General features: G+C 60.4%; 19 protein-coding genes and 1 pseudogene. 9 read left to right on the top strand and 11 right to left on the bottom strand.

What is annotated here, in order from left to right:
- Positions 1–80: 80 nt before the first annotated feature.
- Positions 81–1,661 (bottom strand): PglL family O-oligosaccharyltransferase, encoded by a 1,581-nt coding sequence (locus ACP7AD_RS13170; protein WP_426148024.1) that lies wholly within the window; start codon positions 1,659–1,661, stop codon positions 81–83.
- A 215-nt stretch (positions 1,662–1,876) separates the two neighbouring features.
- Between ACP7AD_RS13170 and ACP7AD_RS13175 the strand changes: the two genes are divergently transcribed.
- A complete protein-coding gene (locus ACP7AD_RS13175; RefSeq protein ID WP_426148025.1) occupies positions 1,877–1,990 on the top strand; it encodes a type II toxin-antitoxin system PemK/MazF family toxin in 114 nt (37 codons plus the stop codon).
- A gap of 267 nt (positions 1,991–2,257) precedes the next feature.
- Positions 2,258–2,512: a hypothetical protein gene (locus tag ACP7AD_RS13180; protein ID WP_426148026.1), complete on the top strand. Its 255-nt coding sequence runs from the start codon at positions 2,258–2,260 to the stop codon at positions 2,510–2,512.
- A gap of 245 nt (positions 2,513–2,757) precedes the next feature.
- On the opposite strand, the gene ACP7AD_RS13185 is transcribed toward ACP7AD_RS13180, so the two are convergent.
- Positions 2,758–2,982, bottom strand: coding sequence for a hypothetical protein (locus ACP7AD_RS13185; RefSeq protein ID WP_426148027.1), 225 nt, complete (start codon positions 2,980–2,982; stop codon positions 2,758–2,760).
- A gap of 378 nt (positions 2,983–3,360) precedes the next feature.
- Between ACP7AD_RS13185 and ACP7AD_RS13190 the strand changes: the two are divergent.
- Positions 3,361–3,471 (top strand): annotated as a pseudogene (locus ACP7AD_RS13190) (type II toxin-antitoxin system RelE/ParE family toxin); the annotation flags it as partial.
- Positions 3,472–3,702: 231 nt separating this feature from the next.
- On the opposite strand, the gene ACP7AD_RS13195 reads toward ACP7AD_RS13190, so the two are convergent.
- Both ACP7AD_RS13195 and ACP7AD_RS13200 read right to left on the bottom strand, forming a co-directional pair.
- Positions 3,703–4,182 (bottom strand): pilin, encoded by a 480-nt coding sequence (locus tag ACP7AD_RS13195; RefSeq protein WP_426148028.1) that lies wholly within the window; start codon positions 4,180–4,182, stop codon positions 3,703–3,705.
- Positions 4,183–4,530: 348 nt separating this feature from the next.
- Positions 4,531–4,686 carry a hypothetical protein gene (locus ACP7AD_RS13200; protein ID WP_426148029.1) on the bottom strand — a complete coding sequence of 52 codons (156 nt, stop codon included), beginning with the start codon at positions 4,684–4,686 and terminating at the stop codon, positions 4,531–4,533.
- Positions 4,687–4,804: 118 nt separating this feature from the next.
- On the opposite strand from ACP7AD_RS13200, the gene ACP7AD_RS13205 reads away from it, so the two are divergent.
- A complete protein-coding gene (locus ACP7AD_RS13205) occupies positions 4,805–5,059 on the top strand; it encodes an AbrB/MazE/SpoVT family DNA-binding domain-containing protein (protein WP_426148030.1) in 255 nt (84 codons plus the stop codon).
- A complete protein-coding gene (locus ACP7AD_RS13210; protein ID WP_426148031.1) occupies positions 5,047–5,499 on the top strand; it encodes a type II toxin-antitoxin system VapC family toxin in 453 nt (150 codons plus the stop codon). The genes ACP7AD_RS13205 and ACP7AD_RS13210 overlap by 13 nt, the downstream gene beginning before the upstream one ends.
- 63 nt (positions 5,500–5,562) lie before the next feature.
- Here ACP7AD_RS13210 and ACP7AD_RS13215 read toward each other — a convergent pair whose 3' ends face one another.
- The 5 genes from ACP7AD_RS13215 to sucC all read right to left on the bottom strand — a co-directional run bounded on the left by ACP7AD_RS13215 (position 5,563) and on the right by sucC (position 10,048).
- On the bottom strand, positions 5,563–6,126 hold the full coding sequence (locus tag ACP7AD_RS13215) for an FHA domain-containing protein (protein WP_426148032.1): 564 nt from the start codon (positions 6,124–6,126) through the stop codon (positions 5,563–5,565).
- Positions 6,127–6,165: 39 nt separating this feature from the next.
- Positions 6,166–6,951, bottom strand: coding sequence for a Stp1/IreP family PP2C-type Ser/Thr phosphatase (locus ACP7AD_RS13220; protein WP_426148033.1), 786 nt, complete (start codon positions 6,949–6,951; stop codon positions 6,166–6,168).
- Between the two features lie 154 nt (positions 6,952–7,105).
- Positions 7,106–7,807, bottom strand: coding sequence for a TerC family protein (locus tag ACP7AD_RS13225; protein WP_426148034.1), 702 nt, complete (start codon positions 7,805–7,807; stop codon positions 7,106–7,108).
- 118 nt (positions 7,808–7,925) lie between these two features.
- Positions 7,926–8,819, bottom strand: coding sequence for a succinate--CoA ligase subunit alpha (sucD, locus tag ACP7AD_RS13230; RefSeq protein WP_426148035.1), 894 nt, complete (start codon positions 8,817–8,819; stop codon positions 7,926–7,928).
- Between the two features lie 65 nt (positions 8,820–8,884).
- Positions 8,885–10,048: an ADP-forming succinate--CoA ligase subunit beta gene (gene sucC / locus ACP7AD_RS13235; protein ID WP_426148036.1), complete on the bottom strand. Its 1,164-nt coding sequence runs from the start codon at positions 10,046–10,048 to the stop codon at positions 8,885–8,887.
- A 238-nt stretch (positions 10,049–10,286) separates the two neighbouring features.
- On the opposite strand from sucC, the gene argC reads away from it, so the two are divergent.
- Both argC and ACP7AD_RS13245 read left to right on the top strand, forming a co-directional pair.
- Positions 10,287–11,198: an N-acetyl-gamma-glutamyl-phosphate reductase gene (gene argC / locus ACP7AD_RS13240; protein WP_426148037.1), complete on the top strand. Its 912-nt coding sequence runs from the start codon at positions 10,287–10,289 to the stop codon at positions 11,196–11,198.
- Between the two features lie 12 nt (positions 11,199–11,210).
- A complete protein-coding gene (locus ACP7AD_RS13245; protein ID WP_426148038.1) occupies positions 11,211–12,344 on the top strand; it encodes an alcohol dehydrogenase family protein in 1,134 nt (377 codons plus the stop codon).
- A 126-nt stretch (positions 12,345–12,470) separates the two neighbouring features.
- Here ACP7AD_RS13245 and recX read toward each other — a convergent pair whose 3' ends face one another.
- The gene (gene recX, locus ACP7AD_RS13250) at positions 12,471–12,950 is read right to left on the bottom strand and encodes a recombination regulator RecX (RefSeq protein WP_426148039.1); all 480 of its coding nucleotides are present in this window, start codon (positions 12,948–12,950) and stop codon (positions 12,471–12,473) included.
- A gap of 112 nt (positions 12,951–13,062) precedes the next feature.
- Complete coding sequence (recA, locus tag ACP7AD_RS13255) at positions 13,063–14,226, bottom strand: recombinase RecA (RefSeq protein ID WP_426148040.1); 1,164 nt, start codon at positions 14,224–14,226, stop codon at positions 13,063–13,065.
- A 187-nt stretch (positions 14,227–14,413) separates the two neighbouring features.
- Here recA and ACP7AD_RS13260 point away from each other — a divergent pair, with 187 nt between their 5' ends.
- Both ACP7AD_RS13260 and ACP7AD_RS13265 read left to right on the top strand, forming a co-directional pair.
- Positions 14,414–14,911, top strand: a complete 498-nt coding sequence (locus ACP7AD_RS13260; protein WP_426148041.1) for a MarR family winged helix-turn-helix transcriptional regulator — start codon at positions 14,414–14,416, stop codon at positions 14,909–14,911.
- A 154-nt stretch (positions 14,912–15,065) separates the two neighbouring features.
- The gene (locus tag ACP7AD_RS13265) at positions 15,066–15,740 is read left to right on the top strand and encodes a response regulator (protein ID WP_426148042.1); all 675 of its coding nucleotides are present in this window, start codon (positions 15,066–15,068) and stop codon (positions 15,738–15,740) included.
- The last annotated feature ends 88 nt before the right edge of the window (positions 15,741–15,828 follow it).

Consider the following 15,828-nt stretch of genomic DNA (forward strand, 5'->3'; position numbering starts at 1 on the left):
GGGAACCGGCTGGATAGGGCAAACCATCACTTTCCGTCCTTCCCGCGCAGGGAAGTTGTGACTGAACTGCATCCCCAATCCTATTCCAGCGTCAAAACAGCTTGCGGCCCGCCCTGCGTGTCGGGCGCCAGCGGAGCGGCGTTTTTGCGGACCCAGCGCGCATGCTCCTTCGGAAAAGCCGCCCGGTAGCGCACCAGGTAGTACAGCGCCTCGTCATTGCGCCCCAGCATCACCACACTTTCGATCACCTTTTCAATCACGCGCGGCTCGGGCGAATAGTGAAGCAATTCGATCGCCATGGCATGCATTGCGGCGGCATTCGCTGGGGTGAGCGGCGTGATGCTGAGTTCCGCAAAGCGCGCCTGTCCGCGAAACAGCCAGCTGCCGCGCACCTTGGTCAGCGTATCGTCGCGGTAAGCGGCGCTGCGCTGGTCAGGCTCCAGGTAAATCTGGCTGACCCGGTCATAGCTGACGGCCACGCCGACCAGCGCCACTATCATACTGATAGCTAGTAACGCCCGCAGATATTGCGCAAAACGGCTATTTTGCTTTAATCTTGAAGAAAAACCCTGGCCCAAGGCGGGCACGGCCTGGCGTGAGGTGAACAGCAGCCAGGCCGCCAGCGCGGCGGCGATCTGGAACGGCCCGTACCACAGCGGATACTCCAGCAAGCTGTGCAGCGCGATGACCGCCAGCACGCCCCAGGCCATCTGACGCACCGGGTTTGTCTCTTTCCAGGGCTTGGCGCGCCACGTTGCCCAGCCCAAACCGCCGCAAATGGCGGCGGCCGCCGGAACGCCCAGTTCGACCGCCAGGTGCAGCGGCAGGTTGTGCGCGTTGTCCAATATCTCGCAAAAGCGCGGCCCCGGGTACAGCGTGACGAAATGCGCATAGTCCAGCTCGCCCCAGCCCCAGCCCAGCCACGGCTTTTCGGCCATCAGCGTCAGCACGTTGGCCCACAGCACCTTGCGGCTGGAGCAGGCCGGTATTTCATCCACCAGCCGGCCAAACAGCCCGCCGCTGCTCAAACCTGTCGCCAGCATCAGCAGCCAGGGCACGGCGAACACGGCCACGCCATAGGCCAGCACGGCCTGCAAGGCAAACACCAGCAATCGCCACCGGCCGCCCGGCAGCGCCCACCAGGCGGTGAGCACGGCAATCAACATCCATTGCAGCAAACCCGTGCGCGAACTGCTGACGGCATTGCCCAGCGCCAGCAGCCCGGCCAGCAGGTAAGCCCACCAAGGCATACGCCAGCCCTGGCCCGGTTGCGCAAGCGGTCGCGGTAGCGCCAGCCAGCCGATCAGCGCGACCAGCCCGATGCTGGTCAGCGTGGCGAACTGGTTGCGCTGGCGCAGGTTGGCAAACGCCTCGCCCGCCTGCGTCTGGCTGATCCACGGGCTCAAGGCCGGCGCCAGGCCGAAATACTGCACCAGCGCGATCAGCGCGCTGACCGCTGCAGCAGCGAGCCAGCCAGCGGCGACCAGCCGGGCGTCGAGCCGGCGCCGGTAAAACCACAAAACGACCGCGCACAGCGCCGACAGCAGCAGCGGCCAGACATTGGGCGTGGGGCCGGCAGTGAAAGGGCTGAGCCAGGGCAGGATCAGGAACGCAAGCAGCCACCCGTTCGGCCAGTCATGGATATTGAAGGTTGGGGGCACGGGGAAAGCTAACGGGTTACGGGTTGACGTGGGGCCAGGGACAAAAATCGGTCTGACAGACGGTTGCCGATGGATTGGAACATGAGAACCTGAGCTGATGGGCTCGATACCGCGATGGACAAGGGCTACCGCGCCATGCGCAATGACCGCCAGCGCGAAGCCGAAGCATCGGAGTGGATCAACGGCTTGATTGGGGATGCGGCGAATGCAGCGCGGTGAAGTGTGGTGGGTGGAGTTCGATCCGGCCGGGAATCATCGTCAGCAACAACGCTGCCAACCGCAATCTGTCCCGCGTCATCGTCGTGCCATTGACCAGCAACACTCAGTAGGCTCAGTGCGCTTGCCCAGCTCAATACCGTTGTTGGCTCACCCGGCCTATGGCGAAAGTTGCATTATTGGTGCAGAATTAGTTCTGATAAATGAATGAAAACTGTCCGGAGTACGTATGAAACCCCAAGCCTCAACCTGCAGCCCTCCCAGCTATGACGACTTCTTGTACTCGCTGCAAGACCCCGAGATTCCGGCCCCGGCTTTGTCTCCCAGGCTTTTCAGCCAGGCGCTGCAACTAGACCTTCAAAGCCTGGCGGATCAGGCTCATGTCCACCGCAACACCTTGCGCCGGGCGCCGGGCGCCTACCACGCCGAGCGTTCAACGCTATATCAGGGAGTCGGTGAAAGTGATCAAAGCCGCTTTCAGCCTGTCAGGCGACATGGCAAAAGCGCTGACCTGGTATCGTAACGATGGCATTGAGTCTTTCGGCTATAAAACAGCCGAAGAGTTGGTGAGTGACGGTCGCACAGACGATATATTGCGGTACATGGCATCTTTGCAGGCAGGGGCCGCAGGGTGAAATCCGTTCAAGCTTATGCCGGTACTGCGTATCGGATGCATACCCCTTCATTGCTAAAAAGGAAGCGCCGCATAACTTGTATCTTCTGCAGCCAGCTTCAGCAATTGCGCATCGTTTGTCACCAATATCGCCTGACTCCATACCGCGCTCGCCGCGACAATCGCATCTGGCAACTTGACGGCGCTAGCAACCCTTCATGCCCTTGAAGCAAAGCAACCAAAGCGTTGGTGTCGAGCAGATACCGTTTACCAAGCATCACGCTGCACCCGCTGGGCCTGAAGTGCATCGCCCTGCCATTGCAACCGGCCCGCCAGATCAGCCAGTTGATAGTGCCTGTCTGGGCTTGCTTCTGCGACCGGTTTTGTGTCTTCCACCACAACCAGTACACGCTGGCGCACCAAGCGCTCAGGCGGCTTTTCGAGCCAGACAAGCTGAGAGCCGTTTAGCTCTGCGCTGTAGCTACGTAACATGGCGGTACTTTCAGGGCGGTTGTACTAGGAAGCAAAGCCTATTTTAGTCAATGGGGCCTTCACGGTATTGGGTAAGTCAGCGCATTATTCAGAGTTTGGTCGCTAGTGCTTTCAAGTTTTTTTCATCCAGATATTGGAGAGCTAATTAAGCCTCTAGCGCCCGTCCTGCTTGCGTAAACAGCTATCAATATAATAGCTATATGGAGATAATTCCAATCTCAATAGCCCGGTGGCTTCAAAACCTGTCGCCGAGCGAAAAGGCTTGAATCTGGTCCTGTTTGTCGAGTACAGCAACCCCGTCTTGCCGGGCGATGACCGGCAAATACCGCCACTGTGGATTTAATTGGAATCTGACCCTCATTACCTTTCAAGTTTCGAAGCGCAGGTCAGATGTATTTGCGGGGCTACGCCTTGGACGAGGGTGTACGGCTGGTGTACTTGGAAGCGGTCGGACAGCATGAAAACTTCTATCGGGATTTGAAGCGTTAATTGGAATGCACCCCCAATATCCCCAAGCATTACAGGCTGCTAGACCTTATATAAGCCAGAAATTTATTTGATCTTATTTTTTGAGAACGGAAAAATATTCAATCCAGGATTTAACTCTAATAAAATTACGATTACGCAACGCCAATAAAAATTGGTCAGTATTATTAAATACTGACCAATTTCAAAACCACTTTATAACTGAGTCAATAACTCAGTAAAATATATTAAAAATTAAGCAGGCAATGCTGGTGCAGTAGTAGAGGATGTGCAAGTTTTCGGCGAATGTTTTGCATCCAAGTTTGTAGTGCAAGTCCATACGCCTGTTGCTGTAGTTCCAGCCGTCACGGTGTCTGCGGTACGACCCCACATCATTTTCTTTCCAGCAACCTGGGGGTTACCAGTCATTGTGCAGAGAATGCCTGATAGCCCACTTACATTCACATTTACAGTAACAGCACAACGCGAAGTAGTCGCAAGAAGACCTAGATCAGGTGCAGTAGTGATGGGAGCAGCTAGGCCAGTTGCTATTTTCTCTTCCGCTTGTACTTTGCCTGGTGTGATCTCAGCCATAGCGACTGTTGCTTGTGACCGCGCGGTGTAATCCTGGTAAGCCGGCAAAGCCACAGCCGCCAAAATACCAATAATTGCCACGACGATCATCAATTCGATCAGGGTGAAACCCTTTTGCATCTTTTGCATGGAACGCTTCATAAAAACTCCTTGGTTGGAAAAAACTTGCCAAGAACTATTGCACGTTGTGTGCCAGGTCTTCAAAGCTCAACTCAGCCCGGCACAAACGTTATTTTCTTCACACTTGACACAATAAATTTACATTTATGCCATTAATGGGTAACCAGTGACGACATTTTTGTCACTTGACCGTCAACTCCATCATCTTGACCCTTCTAGACCTTAGCTTTTCTCCAAATGGGGGCTCAAGCCATCAGTGTTGAAGAAATTGTGAAACGGCTATGTCAACCCACCCTCTTCCCAGGCTTGGGCCATCAGACGCCTGACCGCAGAGGGAACGGCGCTGTTACGTTCAGCCAGCGTCAAGGCTTAGCGCATGCCTTCCTGCACACGGGCCACCACGGCGGCAGGATGGTAAACGCCGCAGACCTCGCGGCCAGAAGCCTGCAGTTCGTCCAGCGTGGGGTAACTGCGGGCGCGTGATGCCTCGCCGCTGCGCCCGCCACGGCGCAGTTTCAGCGCCATGGTTCTGTCCCCCGATTCGATGCTTTGAAAACTGAAATGGCCTGCTTGCACTCTCAGAAAGTTAGAAGTAAGATAAAAAATATGCTTTCTTACTTTTAACTACAGAATCTGGAGCTTCATGGCACAAGTCACTCTCCGCCCCAAGGGGCAAGTCACTATTCCGTCAAGTATTCTCGCGCAATGGAATGCCCGGCCCGATGACGTCCTGGACGTGCAGTTGGCTAACGGTGTTGTGATGTTCACGCCCATAAGCCGTCGGCAAGCGCCGCCCGATCTGATGGCTTTCGCAGGCTTGGGTAAAGGGTTGTGGGGCGATACGCCTGAACAAGTGGACGCCGGCATTCAGAGCCTTCGCGACACATGGGTGCGCTAGGCGCAGCACTCGCCCGCATGGCGGGTCAGCGCGTTTACTTCGACACCAACGTCTTCATTTACTTTCTGGATCAGGGTGCGCTGTTTGACGTGGTGGCCCCTTTGCTGGCGGCTTGTGTTGAAGGCCGAATGACGGGTTGCACTGGAGACGCCGCCGTGGCAGAGACCATGGTGATGCCATACCGGCACAACAACACGGCAAAAATTGCGCAGTTCAAGGCCTTTTTTGGGTTGCAAGGTTTTTTGACGGTGCATGCCCATACCGCCCAGACGTTTGACCTGGCGGCGCAGTTGGCAGGCACGCAAGGCATGCGCCTGATGGATGCCCTGCATTTCGCCACGGCTATTGAATCAAGCTGCCGTTTCCTGGTAACCAATGACACGGGCATCAAAAGCAGCGACGAGATCGAAGTGATTTATGTCAAGGCTTTGCAAGCTTGACGGTTTGGTGCAAACCGGGTGAAGCCGCGATCTGCCAGAGACACGAAACTTCAGCCCCGCCCCTCAGCGCTGCACAAACTGCATCTGCGTCCCGGCCAGGTCGATGCGGTCGCCATCCCTGAGCGTTACCGCTTCGCTGCCGACCGCCGCGCCATTCACCATCGGCGGGCTGTTGCCTTCCACATGAGCCAGCACAAAGCCCCGAGGTCCCCGGGTGATGGTGACGATGGACACGCCGGTCTTGCCCAGGCTGGTCACGGGCTTGACCAGGGCCATTTCACGGCCGGCGGCAGGACCCGACAAAACCTTGATGACGCCATTGGCAAGCTGGGCCTGCTGGGCTTCATCGACATACTGGATCTTGTATTTGCCGATTTCAATGGTGTCGTCATGGTGCAGTTGCTGCTTCTTGACGGTCTTGCCATTGACATAGGTGCCGTTGGTGCTGTTGAGGTCTTCGATGTAGCTCTCGATACCCAGCATCTGCACCACCGCATGCTCGCCGCTCACGGCCATGTTGTCGATCACGATGTCGTTGTAAGGCCGGCGGCCCAGCGACGTGCGGTCTTTCGTCAACTGGACTTCCTTCAGGACCGTGCCGTCCAGGGAAATGATCATTTTCGGCATTGCCAGCTCCTCTGAGTTTTGAATTTTTTCGTCACGGCGCTATTTTCCCAGCATTCTGGACAGCAGGCCGCGCCGGGACTCGTCTTGCGCCGCCTGCACCAGCAGGACCGTGATATTGTCCCGCCCGCCGCTGTCGTTGGCCACCCGGATCAGGGCCGCTGCTTTTTGCCGCAAGCTGCCGGGGGCGTTCAGGGTGGCTTCGATCACGGGATCCAGGACCATGTCGGACAGGCCGTCGGAGCACATCAGGTACAGGTCGCCCGGCTCGACCTGGTGTTCGTTGATTTCGACTGAAACCGCATCTTCTACGCCCAGCGCGCGGGTGATCAGGTTGCGGTGCGGCGACATCAAGGCCTGCTCGGCCGTCATCAGCCCGGCGTCCACCTGCTCTTGCAGCAGCGAATGGTCTTTGGTGATTTGCTGCAGGACATGGCCGCGCAGCCGGTAGCAGCGCGAGTCACCGATATGGCCCAGCACCAGCCGGGCTTCCAGAAAAACAGCCGCCACCAGCGTGGTGCCCATGCCGGCCTGGTCAGGATTGGAGCAGGCGGCGCTGAAAATCGAATGGTTGACCTGGTTCACGCAGGCTTCCATCGTTCGGCGAAGTTCCCTGCCAGAAGTCTGGTTACCGGCCTGCTGCAGCCATTGGCTCAGTTCCTGATGGAGAAAGGTGACCGCCATGCTGCTGGCCACCTCTCCGGCGTTGTAGCCACCCATGCCGTCAGCCAGCAGACACAGGCCGGTCTTCAGGTCAAACGCCACCGCATCTTCATTGTTTTTGCGCACCAGGCCCTGGTCGGTTTGCGCGCAGATTTCATACATCATGGGGTGCTGGGCTTGACCTCTGTTTGGGTGGCTTGACCCCGTTGACTGCCTTTGCGTGTCTGGTCTTGCCGGGGAGAACCGGCTGTATCCAGCCAGTCAAGGGCTGGACGTTAACAGACCGTCCAGCACCCGACAAGGAATTAATGCGCAGTATTCAGCCCGCTCCCGCCGGCTTCTGGCCTGCCTGTATTCCCTTGCCAATCACCAGCACCAGCAGCGCGCCGGCAACGGCCACCGCATATCCCCAGTAGCCGCCGTCGGGCAGGTAGGGCTTAAGCGCCGGGTCGGTGTAAGCCATCTGGCCTGCGATCCAGCCCAGCAGCATGGCGCCGAGCGTGATGACGAACGGAAAGCGCTCCATCAGCTTGAGAACCAGCTGGCTGCCGCCGATGATGATGGGAATGCTGACCAGCAGGCCAAAAATCACCAGCGCCAGCTGGTGCTCCTGGTGCGCGCCCTGCGCCGCGCCGGAAACCGCCAGCACGTTGTCCACGCTCATGACCAGGTCGGCAATGATGACGGTCTTGACCGCGCCCCAGAGCTTGTCGCTCGAACTGATGTTGTGGTCACCCTCGGCTTCAGGCACCAGCAGCTTCACGCCAATCCACAGCAGCAGCAGGGCGCCGACGATCTTCAGGTAGGGAATGGCCAGCAGCGCCAGCGCAAAGGCAATCAGGATCACGCGCAGGATGATGGCGCCGGCCGTGCCGTAGATGATGCCTTTGGTGCGCAGCTTTCCTGGCAGGTTGCGGCAGGCCAGCGCAATGACCACGGCGTTGTCGCCCCCCAGCAGAATGTCGATCATGATGATCTGACCCACTGCCAGCCAGAAGCTGGCTGTCATGAACTCTTCCATGGAAACCTCTTGAAAAATGAAAAAGACCGATTGTCAGTGATGACAACCGGTCTGTCTGTTGTGGCTAACCGCAATACGCGCAACGTTCAAGCTGCAGATTGCGTCAGCACAGCGCTTTTTACAGCAGTGCCTTGAGCAGTTTCGCCATCTCGGACGGGTTGCGCGTGATGGTGAAGCCGCAGGCTTCCATGATGGCCAGCTTGGCGTCGGCCGTGTCGGCGCCGCCAGAGATCAGCGCACCGGCATGGCCCATGCGTTTGCCGGCAGGCGCCGTCACACCGGCGATGAAGCCGACGATGGGTTTTTTCATGTGGAGCTTGCACCATTCGGCCGCCTCGGCTTCATCCGGGCCGCCGATTTCGCCGATCATGATGACGGCGTCGGTGTCCGGGTCGTCATTGAAGGCGCGCATCACGTCGATGTGCTTCAAGCCATTGATCGGGTCGCCGCCAATGCCGACGGCAGTCGACTGGCCCAGGCCGATTTCAGTCAGTTGCGCCACGGCTTCATAGGTCAGCGTGCCCGAACGGGACACGACGCCGATGCGGCCGGCGCGGTGGATGTGGCCGGGCATGATGCCGATCTTGATCTCGTCGGGCGTGATCAGGCCGGGGCAGTTGGGGCCGAGCAGCAGCGTGCGCTTGCCGCCGGCAGCTTCCTTGGCCTTCATGCGGTTGCGCACTTCAAGCATGTCCTTGACCGGAATGCCTTCGGTGATGCAGATCGCCAGGTCCAGGTTGGCCTCGACGGCTTCCCAGATGGCGGCGGCGGCGCCGGCTGGCGGCACGTAGATGACCGAGACGGTAGCGCCCGTTGCCTGTGCGGCTTCGGACACGTTGGCGAAAATCGGGATGCCTTCGAAGTCTTCGCCGGCGCGCTTGGGGTTGACGCCCGCCACGAATGCTTCGCGGCCGTTGGCATAGTCGCGGCACATGCGGGTGTGGAATTGACCGGTCTTGCCGGTAATGCCCTGCGTGATGACTTTGGTGTTTTTGTTGATGTAGATCGACATGGGATTACCTATTTAGTTGGGGACAGAGCTGGCCTGCTGCGCAGGCTGCGGTCTGTCCCACAAAATTATTTCGATACGGCTTCAACGATTTTGGTCGCGGCGTCGGCCATGGTGTCTGCGGCAATGATCGGCAGACCGGAGTCGGCCAGCATTTTCTTGCCCAGGTCTTCGTTGGTGCCCTTCATGCGCACGACCAGCGGCACGGAGAGGTTCACGGCCTTGCACGCGGCGATGATGCCGTCGGCGATGGTGTCGCACTTCATGATGCCGCCGAAGATGTTGACCAGGATGCCCTTGACTTCAGGGTTCTTGAGCATGATCTTGAAGGCTTCGGTGACTTTTTCAGCCGTCGCGCCGCCGCCGACGTCCAGGAAGTTGGCCGGCTCGCCGCCGAACAGCTTGATGGTGTCCATGGTGGCCATGGCCAGACCGGCGCCGTTGACCAGGCAGCCGATGTTGCCGTCCAGGCTGATGTAGGCCAGGTCAAACTTGCTGGCTTCGACTTCGGCCGGGTCTTCTTCGTCCAGGTCGCGGTAGGCGACGATCTCGGGGTGGCGGAACAGCGCGTTGGGGTCGAGGTTGAACTTGGCGTCCAGCGCCATCAGGGCGTTCTTGCTGTCGCGGTTCAGCGGGTTGATTTCCACCAGCGACGCATCGGTGTCCATGTAGCACTTGTAGAGCTTCTGGAAGATGTCCACGGCCTGAGCGGTGGATTCAGCGGGCAGGCCGATGGCGTTGGCTATTTTGGTGGCTTGCTCGTCGCCTAGGCCAGTAAGGGGGTCGATGAACTCGGTGACGATTTTCTCGGGCGTGGAATGCGCCACTTCCTCGATGTCCATGCCGCCTTCGCTCGATGCGATGAAAGCGACTTTTTGCGTGGCACGGTCAGTCACGAGGGAAACGTAGTATTCCTTCTGGATGTCGGCGCCGTCTTCGATGTACAGGCGGCGGACCTTCTGGCCTTCGGGGCCGGTCTGGTGCGTCTTGAGCTGCATGCCGAGGATTTCGCCAGCGATGCGCTTGACGTCTTCAATCGTCTTGGCAACCTTCACGCCGCCGCCCTTGCCGCGTCCGCCGGCGTGGATCTGCGCCTTGACCACCCACACCGGGCCGCCGAGCTTTTGCGCGGCTTCCACCGCCTCTTGCACCGTGAACGCAGGAATACCGCGCGGCACTGGCACACCAAAATTGCGCAAGATTTCCTTGCCTTGGTACTCGTGAATTTTCATGAAAAACCTTCAGGATTCAGTAAAAGAGGGGTGCAACAGGGTCTTGGGCAGGGCTGTTGGAAGAACAAGGAACAGGCCATATCGGCTCAAAACCAGCGTGTGTGCGGTTACTGCAGGCAGCAACCCGGAACTGTATCATGCTGCGACGCACCAAACTTATGTGGTTCTTACATACAGAATAGTGCGCAATTATCCAGAAACCCTTGCCCATAGGCAGCGTTTTTAGCTGAAAGTATTCATGCCCAAAATTTTTATTGATGGCGAAGCCGGCACCACCGGCCTGCAGATCCGCGAGCGGCTGCAAGCCATGGCGCAGATCGAACTGGTCAGCATTGCGCCCGAACTGCGCAAGGACCCGGCCGCCAAGCGTGACCTGATGGCGCAGGTGGACCTGGTGATTTTGTGCCTGCATGACGACGCGGCGCGTGAATCGGTGGCCATGATCGACTCGCTGCCGGGCAAAAAACCCAAGATCATCGACGCCTCGACCGCGCACCGCACGGCCCCTGGCTGGGTATTTGGCTTTCCCGAACTGGTCCGGGGCCAGCAAGAAGCCGTGATGGCGGCCGACCGCGTCGCCAATCCGGGCTGCTACGCCACCGGCGCGATTGCGCTGATCCGTCCGCTGGTCGATGCCGGCCTGATGCCGCCTGACTTCCCGCTGAGCCTGCCTGCGGTCAGCGGTTATTCGGGCGGCGGACGCCAGATGATCGAGGCCTACGAAGCCGGCACCGCGCCGGCCTTCGAGCTGTACGGCCTGAGCCTGGAGCACAAGCACCTGCCCGAGATCATGAAATACACCGGCTTGACGCGCCGGCCGGTGTTCATTCCGTCGGTCGGCAACTTCATCCAGGGCATGCTGGTGCAGTTGCCGCTGCACCTGGACTTGCTGCCCGGCCAGCCGACCGCCGCGCAACTGCACGCTGTTTTGACCCAACACTACGCGGGCAGCGAGTGGGTGACGGTGGAGGCCGCGCCCGAATCGGGCAAGCTGGACGCGCTGGCGCTCAAGGACACCAACAAGATGGAACTGCGGGTGTTTGGCAACGACGCCCACCGCCACGCGGTGCTGGTGGCGCGGCTGGACAACCTGGGCAAGGGCGCGTCGGGCGCGGCGGTGCAAAACCTGCAGCTGATGCTGGGGCTTTGAACCTTGGCAGTCATGACGCCTCAAGACCCCAAGCGCTTTGACCTGAAAGAAGGCCAGGCCACGATGAAGGCGGTGGTCACGACCGGCCACGGCGGCTACGAGCAGCTGGTCTACCGGGACGTGCCGGTTCCCGTGCCGGGGCCGGGCGAGGTCTTGCTGCAGGTGCTGGCGTCCAGCGTGAACAACACCGACATCAACACCCGCCTGAGCTGGTACTCGGCTGCCGTCACCACGGCCACGCAAGACGCGGCAGCAGCAAGGGATGCCAACGCGGCCAGCCCGACGCCCGACGGCGGCTGGGGCCAGCCCACGCCGTTTCCCTTCATCCAGGGCACCGACTGCTGCGGCCGCGTGGTGGCCGTGGCGCCGGGCGGCGACGCGCGCCTGATCGGCCAGCGCGTGCTGGTGCGCCCCAGCATTCGGCCTGCGGGCTTCGGCTCTTTGGACAACATCTGGATGGGCTCGGACTTTGACGGCGCTTTTGCGCAGTTCGTCAAGGTGCCCGCCAGCGAGGTGTTTGCGGTCCGCAGCGACTGGAGCGATGCCGAGCTGGCCACCATCCCGTGCGCCTACGGCACCGCTGAAAACATGCTGCACCGGGCCAATTTGCGCGCGGGCGAGCAGGTCGTGGTTGCCGGCGCGTCGGGCGGCGTCGGCTCGGCCGTGGTGCAGCTGGCCAGGCGGCGCGGCGCCATCGTCACGGCCATCGCGGGGAAATCAAAAATGGAACACGTGAAGTCGCTGGGCGCCGACCGCGTGGTGGCGCGCGATGACGACCTGGTGGCCTGCCTCGGCGAAAACTCTGTGGACCTGGTGGTGGACAACGTCGCCGGGTCGGCGTTTGGCGGCATGCTCAAGGTGCTCAAAGCCGGCGGCCGTTATGTCTCGTCGGGCGCGATTGCCGGCCCGCTGGTGACGCTGGACCTGCGCACGCTGTACCTGAAGAACCTCTCGCTGCTGGGCTGCACCGCCTGGGACGAGCCGGTGTTTGCCAACCTGGTGGCCTACATCGAGCGCGGCGAGCTGCGGCCGCTGGTGGCGCAAAGCTTTGCGCTGGCGCAGATCGCGCAGGCGCAGCGGGCATTTCTGGAAAAAACCCATGTCGGCAAGTTTGTGCTGATTCCGCCCCCGCCGAGCCAGCCGTAAGCGACCGGCTGTGCGCCCGCACCGGGCGCTCTTGGCTGCTATTTAATAGATAGCTGCTTGCGCTCGTATCCATTGCGCTGGCAGGCTTTTCTTCTGAATTTCTGAATTTCTGAATTGAGGGGCAGATCAGTCCTCGTCGGCGTCCGTGTGCGTCACGACGCGGCGGATCACGTCGCCGCCAAAGCCCCGGGCGGCTAAAAACCGCATCTGTTTGGCGCGCCCGGCGGCATCAACTGCCGGCCCGTCAAACTTCTTGCACCAGATCTCGCGGGCGCGTTCGAGTTCGCTACTTTTGAGTCGGTTCACCGCCTCGGCCACCGCCTCGGCGCCCAGCCCCTTGTTCAGCAACTCGAACTTGATGCGCGAAGCGCCAAAGCGCGCGGCGCGCCGGTGGATGACCGACTCGACCACCCGCGCCTCGTTGATGAAATCCTTGGCCTGCAGATCATCGAGCACCTGCGCCAGCTGGCCCGGCGTTTCCTCATGGTCTTTGAGCTTGCGCTCCAGCTCGGTGCGCGAATGCTCTCTGGCGGCCAGCAGGCGCAGGGCGCGGCCCTTGAGCGACAGGCCAAAGCCCGCGCGGGCGGCGGGTTTGGCTTCACTCATCGCGCAACTCCCGCGCAGGCAGGCATTCCGCAACTCAAATCAGCTATGCTTTCAATAGCTGCCCACGCATACGGACACTGCGCAAAAGCCCGATTTTTCATATAAATCCGGATCAAGGCGCGATCGGGGCCACCGGCGGCAAGGGCGCCGGCAGCGCTTTGTCGGCCATCGCCTTCAAGGGCTTTTCAGTTTTCTCGACTTTCTCGGGCTTGGCGGCTTTCTCGGGCGCGGCGCTGCCCTGCGCGGCTTGCAGCAAGGGAATGCCCAGCGATTCGCGCACCTTGTTCTCGATCTCAATGGCCAGCGCCGGGTTTTCCTTCAGGAATTCGCGCGAGTTGTCGCGACCCTGGCCGATTTTCTCGCCCTTGTAGGCGTACCAGGCGCCGGCTTTCTCGACGATATGGCCGGCCACGCCCAGGTCGAGCACCTCACCCAGGCGGCTGATGCCTTCGCCGTACAGGATGTCGAACTCGGCGGTCTTGAACGGCGAGGCGACCTTGTTCTTCACCACCTTGACGCGCGTTTCGTTGCCGATGACCTCGTCGCCCTTCTTGATCGAGCCGATGCGCCGGATGTCGAGACGCACCGAGGCGTAGAACTTCAGCGCATTGCCGCCGGTGGTGGTTTCGGGGCTGCCGAACATCACGCCGATCTTCATACGGATCTGGTTGATGAAGATCACCATGCAGTTGGCTTTCTTGATGGTGGCGGTCAGCTTGCGCAGCGCCTGGCTCATCAGCCGCGCCTGCAGGCCGGGCAGCGAGTCGCCCATTTCGCCCTCTAACTCGGCCTTGGGCGTGAGCGCCGCGACCGAGTCGATGACGATCAGGTCGACCGCGCCGGAACGCGTCAGCGAATCGACGATTTCCAGCGCCTGCTCGCCGGTGTCGGGCTGCGAGATCAGCAACTCCTGCAGGTTGACGCCGAGCTTTTGCGCGTACTGGATGTCCAGCGCATGCTCGGCATCGACGAAGGCGCAGGTGCCGCCGATTTTTTGCATTTCGGCAATCACCTGCAGCGTCAGCGTGGTCTTGCCCGACGACTCGGGGCCATAGATTTCGACCACCCGGCCGCGCGGCAGGCCGCCGACGCCCAGGGCAATGTCCAGGCCCAGCGAGCCGGTGGACACGACCTGGATGTCTTCAATCACCTCGCCAGCGCCCAGCTTCATGATGGTGCCCTTGCCGAACTGCTTTTCAATCTGCGCCAGTGCGGCGGCCAGCGCCTTGGCTTTTTCGGTGTTCAGGCCGGGAGCGGTCTTGATCGGTGCGTCCATGAAAAATCTCCTTAAGAATCAATGGGGTAAAAAGTTTTGCACGCACTTTTCACCAATAGTTTCAGACTGCTCTTTATTGCAGTACTGGGTGCATGAACAGTACTTTATGGGCAACATAGATCAAAGTAAACCCTGTTTTTAGTCAGTTTGCCTGATGAAATACCGCTGGATCAAGTAGCATGGCCGCATGCAGGAAACGACGATTTCAAGCGCCCATGCGGGCTATGACACCACTTGGCGGCTGACGCACCTGGGCCGGCTGATGGGCGAGGCGCTGCGCCATTTTGACGCGCGCGTGCTGCAGCTCATGGCCGGCAGCATCGACGTGCCGCTGGCGCTGTCCAACCTGGCGGCGCGCGACCAGGTCGGGGCCGCGCACATCCACATCACGCGGCATCTGGCCGTGGGCGGCTCGCGCCTGACCGATCTGGCGCTGAGTGCCGGCATGAGCAAGCAGGCCATGGGCGACCTGGTCGACCAGTGCGAAGCCTGGGGCATCGTCAGGCGCGAAGCCGACCCGCACGACCGGCGCGCCCGGCGCGTGGTGTTCACCGAATCCGGCCTGGCCTGGCTGGAGGCTTTTCGCGGAGCCGTGGTGCAGGCCGAGGACGAATTCCGGCAGGCGGTGGGCGACGATGTGGCGACCGTGGTGGCGCTTGGACTGGAGGCCTATGCCGGTCCCTGAGCGGACCAGACGCATCTGCAAGCTCATCCTCAACATGACCGCGCCAATCTGTGCCTGAACCCCGTAATTACCCCTGCCCGAAGCCTAAAATCCGAAGAGAAAATAGCTTTCATTCCGCACGTCTTGATGCGGCTGATTTCAGGGAGAAAAGTCCATGCGTATTCTCATTGCCGAAGATGACCAGGTTCTGGCCGACGGCTTGCTGCGTACCCTGCGCGCGTCCGGCGCTGCGGCGGACCATGTGGCCAGCGGCACGGAAGCCGACGCCGCGCTGCTGACCAACACCGAATTCGACCTGCTGATCCTGGACCTGGGCCTGCCGAAAATGCACGGGTTGGAGGTGCTCAAGCGCCTGCGCGCGCGCGGCTCGGTGTTGCCGGTGCTGATCTTGACGGCGGCCGACAGCGTGGAAGAGCGCGTCAAGGGGCTGGACTACGGCGCCGACGACTACATGGCCAAGCCGTTTTCGCTGCAGGAGCTTGAAGCGCGGGTGCGCGCGCTGGTGCGGCGCGGCATGGGCGGGGCCAGCAGCACCATCAAGCACGGCCCGCTGGTCTATGACCAGGCCGGCCGGGTGGCAACGATTGACGGCCAGATGATCGAGCTTTCAGCGCGTGAGCTTGGCCTGCTCGAAGTGCTGCTGCAGCGCGTCGGTCGCCTGGTCAGCAAGGACCAGCTGGTCGAACGCCTGTGCGAATGGGGCGAGGAAGTCAGCAACAACGCCATCGAGGTGTACATCCACCGGCTGCGCAAGAAAATCGAAAAAGGTCCGGTGCGCATCGCCACCGTGCGCGGATTGGGTTACTGCCTAGAAAAGATTCCTGGTTAGGCATGCCATCGCTGAGGGCAAATAGGAAGATCACGGTCGCAGAGCTGGGCTGTTCCCGCATCCTCCAGCAAGGGCCGCAGAACCGGCT

The organism is Polaromonas sp. DSP2-3-2b2, from assembly GCF_049895905.1.
Lineage (GTDB): Bacteria > Pseudomonadota > Gammaproteobacteria > Burkholderiales > Burkholderiaceae_C > Polaromonas.